Raw genomic sequence first — 6,623 nt, 5'->3', positions numbered from 1 at the left:
TTTTACGATCCATCCAGCGCCTATGTCGCCAGACAAACCGAGCCGCCGCCCACATGTCCCTTCATCAATCAACAATGTCAAAGAACCGACACCTTTTGGAGGACAGTCATTCTTCCTCGAAAATGCTTCCGAGGGAGAGTGTCCCATAAATGGTGGCGACCGTGCGATCAGCGCCTCGTTCAAGGCAGCGTCCCGTCCGGTGAAAAGCCCTCTACGGACACCAATCGAGTCGGTCAACAGCCTTTTTGAAACTTTCGTGACCGAATGTCGTTTTTGTTCCCTGGCAGTTTGCAAAGGTCAGTGGCTGCGGCCATTTTCTGCTTCGGATCGACACGGGCATTTGCCGTAACAGTCTTCAGACACCGCTAACGCCCCACGGCCGAAACAATCCCGCTCTTATGAGCGAATCCCCGATGAACCGACCGTTATGCTCAGGACCCGGTCGGGCGCATCTCGCAACCGCAGATACAGTTTGCCCTCTCGCGGCAGCGGTGTCGTAAGAGTCTCGCCGGTAAAGCCGTGAGCGACCTGCGTCGCCCCTTCCAGCGTCGGAGTCGATCCGACCGCGTCGATCAGGAACAGGTCATGCCCGCGCAGCGCACACCCCTGGGTGCGGTCGCAGGCTACGTTCTCGATGCGGGGAAAACGTACCAGCGTAATCAATGGGAGCCAGTCGCTCGTCCCACCCCCTTGCTTCAGGCGAAACCGCAGCGGTCCGTACAGCGCCCCCCCTGCCCCTTTGGTATCGAAGGACGCCACCATGACCTGCCGCCCTTCGAGGCGAGCCGCGCCGCCCACCGTCAGGCGGACTGTCGGCGCGCCTTCGTCCGCGCCCGTCACTTCGAGGCTGTCACCCGGAGCGAAGAGCGTCATGCCTTGCGCCTTTACGGAAAAGGTCAGGCGTCCCTGATCGGGCAGGAGGTCGTCTCCATCGATGGCGGGCACGATACCGATGGCGGGAGGTGGCGTGACGGTCATCGATAAGATGCTGACTTGCGGCCGTGGCGCGCCCACTTCGAATGGCAGGCTGACAAACCGCCCGTCGTGCAGGTTAACCCGGGCCACCCCTTCCTGTCCCTCTGCCGGCACGCCCCCCGCCCCGTCGGCCACCAGCGACAGTCGGTCGACAGTTCCGTCGCGTGTCAGACCATCAGGCTTCAGCGTCAGACCTGCGGCTTCCACGCTTTGCACTTCGTCCAGCCGCTGTCCGCTCAACACACCCGTCCGATCGCCCGCGTGGATCTGCAAGGCGTCGAGTCTGCTCGCCTGCGCATAGCTCCGCAGCGTCAGCACGGTAGGCTGGGCCACCCCAAGATATTTGATCTCGACGCTCAGGGTGCCTGGCTTCCGGTCGGCGAGCGGAAGCGTGAGTGTCAGCCTGTCGCTGCCGACGAGTTTGTACGCCACCGACATCGGCGCGTCCCTGCCCTGCCGCGTCGTCACGCTTTCCACGCACGCGGGCGCGCTGCCCTTCAGGGTCAGCAGATTGTCGCGCCCGACAACAAGCGCCGGGCCATCGCCGTCGGTTCGCCAGCCCTGCCCATCGGGCAGTTGCACGGTAAAGTCCGGCCCCTCGAACCGGTCGAAACCCCATTGTCCGTGAAGATGCCCCTTCATCGTACCTTGAAAAGCCGCAGACCAGCTTGTTGCGGCGCCGGGGACATAGCCGCCCCGATCCGCCCGCGCAGTCATGGGCAACTCTACGCTTTCGCCGGACTGCGCCCGGACCGTCAGCATCATGTCGCGCGCATAGCCAGTCGAATAAATAAGCGGGGCGCCCTCCACCGGCAACACCGCACCAGCCCGCGCAAGGCAGATCGGGCCGCTCGTCCCGCTACGCAGTCGCGGCGGCGAATGCGCCTCGATCGACGGCATCGCAACCACCATAACCGACTTGGGCTTGGCAAAGGAGGGCGCACTGTTGAGAAGCAGGCCCATGTCCGCGCCTTTGCGCACGCTCAGCGTCGGCAAATAGTCGAAAGACGGGTTGCTGAACGCGCCGAAGATTTTCGCCACGTCACGCACCACTGCAATATAAGGGCTGTAATAGCCGTAACCGGCTTCCCGCGTCGCACTCAATTGCAAGGCCAGATCGGTTGGCGCACCCGTCAACGTTTCGGCCATCGAACTGGTGTGGACGTCGGCCAGCACCAAGGAATCCCGGTTGTCGAGCAGGCACGCCGCCTGCATCTCGATCACTTTCGAGAGGCATTCTTCGTTGAGCTTGATCGACAGGCTATGCGCCAACGGCGGGGCGAGCGTGCGCAGGAATTCGGGGTGGCTGTTTTCCTGCGCCTTGATCGCTCCCATGAACGCGTCCAGCCGCGATCGGTCGAGCGAAGCCTGGTTCAAATCCTGTGTCGCGCGCACGAATTCGCCCGGCTTGCCGCGCACGGCATCGCGCAACGCGCCTTCTGCGCCACCCGTGTCGGGCACGAGGAACAGGACCATCTGCCGTGCGCCCTTGGGGACCGTCAAGTCGAGCGTGCGATTATTGTCCTTTCGAGCCCAGGTTTCGGCAAAGGCAATCCAATCCTTGGGCGGCGGATTGGTCGCCCCGCGCAGAAATGCGGAAACCAGAAGCAAGCGCGCTCCCTGATCGGGCGGCAATTGCGCCGCAACGCTTAACCGATCACCCTCTGCGAGGCTGGGCACCGCCCCAATTGGCAACGTCCGCCCACCTCGCGTCACCAGGATTCGAAGGTTGGGTCCTGAAAGCTCGAACGGCCCCGGGTCCGCCGCGTGCAGAGGAACATCTAGCGCCGCAAGGGCAAGCCCAAATGCCAGGTGGCTCAGGCGGGTCATCCAGCGGGTCGGCAAAGCAGGCTCCTGTCATGCGTCGTCCAAGGCATGGCCACCCGCTCCTCTCCCACATTCGCGTCGCAATTCCAAGGCATGAGCGCTCTATGGCGGCCCCGCCGCCCCTGCGCCGCGCTGCACCTATATCGCCGATGTCCGGAACCGGGGGCAGATTGATCGGCAATGAGACGGCTCTGTGAGCGATTGCAAGAGGATCGGCGCCCCGGCACTCCTTAAACAGCATCTCCAGTGTGTTGCGATAGCCGATGCTTCAGGCGCCGAGAGACCTAGGCATTCCCGACATGAGTCCGCTGGGATGTCCTGTCGCCCTGCAGAGAGCGATAGGCGAACTCTGGCGCACGCCGTTTGTCCACAGTTCGGCCTGGGGCGCCACTCACCCTCATCATTGTGAGCAATCATCCATTGGCCGGATCGCCTTGCCTGAATACCGCCGCGCAAATGCGCTCCCTTCGTCAGAGCAGCCACTCCCCTCACTTGCCTGGGTTACAGTACGGGTGCATAGACAGGGGCGTCCTCATGCTCGCAACATCAGCGCCTCCCTCCTATTTCTACCGCGAACCGCAGCACCAGCCCGCCCCTCAGTTTGTGCTTGCCGAAAATTGGGTCGGACATGCGCGCCCGACCGCAAGTATGGCTCATGCCATACTTTGTTCAGAATGTTCGGCCACCGAGATCGCCGACGCTGCGGGAGCTGTCGATGCTGCCGATTCGTCGCCCTGCCCCGCCCGCGACAAAATCGCGTTATGAACGAGGACCCGCCCATCCGCCGCATCCTGAACCGTCTCCATCCGCCGGAAGATAATATCATAACTCGCGCCCGCCGCATGGTGGAACGCGAAGTCCCGCCTGAACGACGCGGGCCGGGGTGGGACCGGCACTGGCGCGAACTCGAAGCCTATCTCGATTTGCCGGGCCGATGGTCGGCGAGGAGCGATGATGACGCGTGACGGGATCGTCGACCTGCTCGTCGCCCGGTTGTTGCGCGATCATGGCCAAAGCAAGCATCACTGGCGCAAGGTCATCGGTGCGTTGCGCCTCTACAGCCGCGAAACGCATCCCCATTGTAACTGGAACGCGACTCCGGTCGGAAGCCCCCGCGATATTGCGCTGGTCGAAGCTCTGCTGGACGATCTGCGGATGACCCATCCCCTGCTGACCGACTGAGATGACGACGCCGGGCACCGACACCGCCTGCTCCCTTCCCCCTGCCCCGCTCAATTACGGGCGGATTGTGCGCGATCGACGCCAGAAGGTGGCTGAAAATCCCTTGTTCGTGGCAAGCTAGCTCAGACTTTCCGGAAGCTATTTTCAGTTTAATTATAGGCTGCGAAAAGCTTATTTTCCAAGTTTTTTGCGTATTAGCCCAAAATAGAATAAAGTTGCGTTCATGCATCCCGCCGACACGCTTTTGCTAGCCTATGCGCATGCGCAGGGAACGTTGGAGAGGCTGGACGACCGGATGCGCACCAGCCCCGTCCGACACCCATGGTCACGACGGGTCGCGATGATAGAGCGGCGTGCACTGGCATGGGTCGACGATTTCGATCTTCCCGAAGACGCGGTTATGCTCGATGGTCGCGGTCGGGTTCGCACGAGCGATTACGATCTCACTCATTGGAAAGCCGCGATCGGGACACCTGTCAGTCTCAAAACCATCCTCGACGATGCCGACGCGCTGCTCGACTGGTTCGGTTACCGCGAGGGGACGCTGATGCCGAACGACTGCGATCGCCGGGACATGATCGCTCGGATCGAGCGATGGGCGCTGGCCTGTCGCAACCTGCTCCCCTCCCCTCCCCTTATGGCAGCCGCGCAGATTGCGGCGGTTTGGAGGAGACATGCGCCGCTGGGCCGCGGTGATATCGTAGCAAGCCTGCTGATCGGAGATCGCTGGAGCGCAGGCCGGTTTAACGGTTCGCATGGTGGTTTGGTGGCGCTGGGCCTCAAGCAGAGTGGCGGTCCCTGGAAGACGGCATCGGGTCCCTCTTTAGATTATCTGTGGCTTCAAGCTATCGCTTCGGGTGCTCGTGCGCATCTCGACCTGGAAAGCCGCCTCCGGCTTTTCGCTGACCGGGCCAGAGAAGCCTTGGGACGCCGCCGCCGCATCGGTCGCCTGAAGGACGTGTTGCTGCTCGCGATGGAGCAGCCTGCGATCACCAGTTCCATGGTTGCTCGTCGGTTCGACCTGACCTCCGCCGGTGCGATCAAGCTCCTGTCTATCGCTCAGGACGAAGGACTCCTCCTCGAGAGAACTGGGCAGGCCAGCTATCGGAGCTATGTCATCCCCATTGCGAATCTACCATTGTACCCCGACGCACCGTCTGAGGGATCGAGCGATATTTTCCGGCCCCTTTTCTGGACAGACGGTTTCGAAGGCGATCCCAGCAAGACCCGTTTTGACGAATGATAGGGATGTCCTGATAGTCTGAAGTCGATTTCGGCAAATCCTGCGCCACTGGGAGCCGAGCGCGAGCGGGAGGGGGTGAACGTCCCTTCTGCTGTGTGGTTGCGAGATTGGTACTGGAATCGGTCGCATCCGGCCTTTCTAAAGTATTCAGCGGAAGGCACCGTAAGGTGCGTTTTAGAGTCTTATAGAATCCATAAACAGTTAGCGATCGTACTGATCCAAGCGAATCGTGGTTTCAGCGCGAGTCGCTCTCACGATGCGTTCCCGTTGTCCCGACTGTTCGTTCCTGAAGTCCCGGACGAAGCGTTCCCGTTCTCCCGCGTTTCTGTTCCCGAAATCCCGATCCGCGTTCCCGAAATACCGACACGGGTCGATGGGCGTATCGCGTTCGACCGTAAGGTAAAACCTGTTTTACTCGATTATCTCTGTTTCTTATCAATGGGTTAAGGGGTATTGGGCTTTTCCGGGTTGGCCGGTTCTCCGGTTTGGAAATCGCTTTCAAGGTGGCTAAGAGGCGGTCCGGCATACGGGGAATCTTGGAAGCGTCATATCGACGCGATCTGATTATATGACGGACTATTCTATCGCAAAAACCGCCTTTTCCGAGGGCGGCTAACACCTTTCATCTATTTCTTGGTGCGATGACTTGTTCTTCGGGCGATTGTAGCACGGGATATCGGGAACGCTGCGCTGGCATCATCGGTATATCAGGAACGGCAATTTCGACTGGCTCGCTCATATGCCCAGTGCCGGCTGCCGTTATTCCACGAGCGTTCGGTATTCACGCCGAAATATCGCCATTGTTATGGATAAATCGTTGATATGCTGGCGAATGAAGGCAGGCACAGGGTAAATCATGTGCGTATTCTCGCGAAGGAATTATCGCTCACCATAAGCCGTGGTTCAGCCCTTTTGCATGTCGCGCGACGCGTTCCCGAAATACCGCGTTACACGATACCAGGATTGCATGGGGGCATGAACCGGCAGGTGAGGGGAGTTCTTTGCCATCCGATCAACCGTCGGTGTATCTCAAACGGGATGGTCCCATCGCGCATTCATCGCGATGATGCCCTGGCTTGAAAATGTCCGAGCTATATCAGCCAACGACGGTATTTCGAGAACGCACAACATAGACATCGGAGCGCCACCAGCGTCCATGTCAATCGGCGCTCGATCAGTTCGCGGGACGCTGTTTCGCGCAGAAGGTAGCAAATATCGTTGTGATATTTTTCGCATCGAATGCGATGTCGCGGGACTTTAGGAACGCGCGGAACTCGTCCGCCACGACTGAATGGTCGCGCTGGGGTTGCGGCAGATTTGCGCGGGCGATGGCACCGAACGCGCTGTAGCTGATCTGTCCCTGTTCAGGGAAGCAGACGAGTACGTCTTTCGCCAG

Annotated in this window: 5 protein-coding genes and 1 pseudogene; 4 read left to right on the top strand and 2 right to left on the bottom strand. The window is 60.5% G+C overall.

The genetic code is table 11. The annotated features are described in order from the left end of the window. On the top strand, window positions 1-349 hold a 349-nt coding region (locus DI606_RS18960), incomplete at its 5' end, for a hypothetical protein (RefSeq protein WP_293985449.1). Window positions 350-396: 47 nt separating this feature from the next. Here the strand turns inward: DI606_RS18960 and DI606_RS18955 are convergent. Beyond that, entirely contained in the window at window positions 397-2,586 is a 2,190-nt protein-coding gene (locus tag DI606_RS18955) for a hypothetical protein (RefSeq protein WP_293985448.1), read from the bottom strand. Between the two features lie 977 nt (window positions 2,587-3,563). Here DI606_RS18955 and DI606_RS18950 point away from each other — a divergent pair. The 3 genes from DI606_RS18950 to DI606_RS18940 all read left to right on the top strand — a co-directional run bounded on the left by DI606_RS18950 (window position 3,564) and on the right by DI606_RS18940 (window position 5,227). Further along, on the top strand, window positions 3,564-3,767 hold the full coding sequence (locus tag DI606_RS18950) for a hypothetical protein (protein WP_293985446.1): 204 nt from the start codon (window positions 3,564-3,566) through the stop codon (window positions 3,765-3,767). Continuing rightward, window positions 3,757-3,984 (top strand): hypothetical protein, encoded by a 228-nt coding sequence (locus DI606_RS18945; RefSeq protein WP_293985451.1) that lies wholly within the window; start codon window positions 3,757-3,759, stop codon window positions 3,982-3,984. The genes DI606_RS18950 and DI606_RS18945 overlap by 11 nt, the downstream gene beginning before the upstream one ends. Before the next feature lie 223 nt (window positions 3,985-4,207). Then, on the top strand, window positions 4,208-5,227 hold the full coding sequence (locus DI606_RS18940; protein ID WP_293985444.1) for a hypothetical protein: 1,020 nt from the start codon (window positions 4,208-4,210) through the stop codon (window positions 5,225-5,227). A 1,174-nt stretch (window positions 5,228-6,401) separates the two neighbouring features. On the opposite strand, the pseudogene DI606_RS18935 reads toward DI606_RS18940, so the two are convergent. Continuing rightward, window positions 6,402-6,623: pseudogene (locus DI606_RS18935) on the bottom strand (plasmid replication initiator protein); the annotation flags it as partial.

It is taken from the genome of Sphingobium sp. (assembly GCF_003248505.1).
Taxonomy (GTDB): Bacteria; Pseudomonadota; Alphaproteobacteria; order Sphingomonadales; family Sphingomonadaceae; genus Sphingobium.
Note: the sequence above shows the minus strand (reverse complement) of the source record. Positions and strands in the feature narration are given on the sequence as shown.

Excerpts from the sequence above, each read along its gene's own strand:
- DI606_RS18950 (WP_293985446.1), top strand. The coding sequence starts at position 3,564 with ATGAACGAGGACCCGCCCATCCGCCGCATCCTGAACCGTCTCCATCCG.
- DI606_RS18945 (WP_293985451.1), top strand. The coding sequence starts at position 3,757 with ATGACGCGTGACGGGATCGTCGACCTGCTCGTCGCCCGGTTGTTGCGC.
- DI606_RS18940 (WP_293985444.1), top strand. The coding sequence starts at position 4,208 with ATGCATCCCGCCGACACGCTTTTGCTAGCCTATGCGCATGCGCAGGGA.